The sequence below is a fragment of the Streptomyces sp. NPDC045701 genome (assembly GCF_056432045.1).
Genome location: NZ_JBWKJV010000228.1, coordinates 1 through 1091, shown reverse-complemented (window position 1 = coordinate 1091; position 1091 = coordinate 1). Strand labels below are relative to the sequence as shown.

General features: G+C 35.6%; 2 protein-coding genes. Both read left to right on the top strand.

All coding sequences use genetic code 11. The annotated features are described in order from the left end of the window. Positions 1–859, top strand: an 859-nt coding sequence (locus AC07DW_RS34625; RefSeq protein ID WP_478861551.1) for a RepB family plasmid replication initiator protein, incomplete at its 5' end; no start/stop codon positions are given. Further along, positions 856–1091: hypothetical protein (locus tag AC07DW_RS34620; protein WP_478861550.1), on the top strand; the 236-nt coding region annotated here is incomplete at its 3' end. The genes AC07DW_RS34625 and AC07DW_RS34620, both read left to right, overlap by 4 nt.

Sequence of the window (1091 nt, the reverse complement as noted above, 5' to 3'; positions counted from 1 at the left end):
TTTTCAAATCAAAGAAGAACAAGGAAAGGGTTTTAAATTTAAAAGCATTGTGCCTATTCCTTACGTGGAATGGACAGATTATCATGATGAAGTAAAAATTGAATTTCATCGTGAAATTATGCCTTACTTAATCAATCTTAAAAAGAATTTTACGCAACACGCCTTATCAGATATAGCCGAACTCAATAGCAAGTATTCAATTATTCTTTACCGTTGGTTATCTATGCAATACAACCAATACGAGCATTATAGCGTTAAAGGTGGACGGAGAGCGGAGCAAGTGGAAGCCTACCGCAATCCAACAATTACAGTGAAAGAATTGCGAGTGATGACCGATACCGTCAATGAATATAAAAGAATGTTTCAATTCACAGAATGGATACTAGAAAAACCTTTAGCAGAAATCAACGCTCACACTTCTTTTAACGTGTCCTATGAGAAAGTCAAAAAAGGGCGGAGTATTGACTCTATTGTCTTTCATATCGAGAAAAAACGCATGGCAGACGATAACAGCTACAAGTTAGACGATAAAGTATATCAAGAGGGTAATAAAGTCAAAGAGGAAACCGAAGATAAGCTAGCTATTGAAGCAATGAAAAGCAAATACACCAAGCTATTGATTGAAAATTTTCTTTTGTCACCATTAGAAATGACAGATACGGCAACAATGGCAGGCTTACAGAAAAATGTGTACCCTCTCTATGACGAACTGAAAGACTTACGAGGTTTGAATGGGGTCAAAGACCACTTGTCTTATGTGAGAGCCAAGCGAGAAGACTACTCAAAGAAAAATATCACTAAGTATCTCAAAAAAGCAATCGAGCAATACCTACCCACGGTTAAAAGGCAGGACTTATGATGAGTGAAAAATTAAAGACAATCAAAGAGCTTGCGGATGAAATAGGTGTTTCAAAGCAAGCTGTATGGCAAAAAATAAAAAAAGAATCGTCAATAGATTTACGTCAATTTACGTCAAAAAAAGGAAATACCGTTTACGTTGACGTTGATGGTCAAAAAGTTATTAAGAATGCTTTTTTTAACAAAACGTCAACTAAAAAACGTCAACAAAAAGTTTTTGTTGACGACAACGT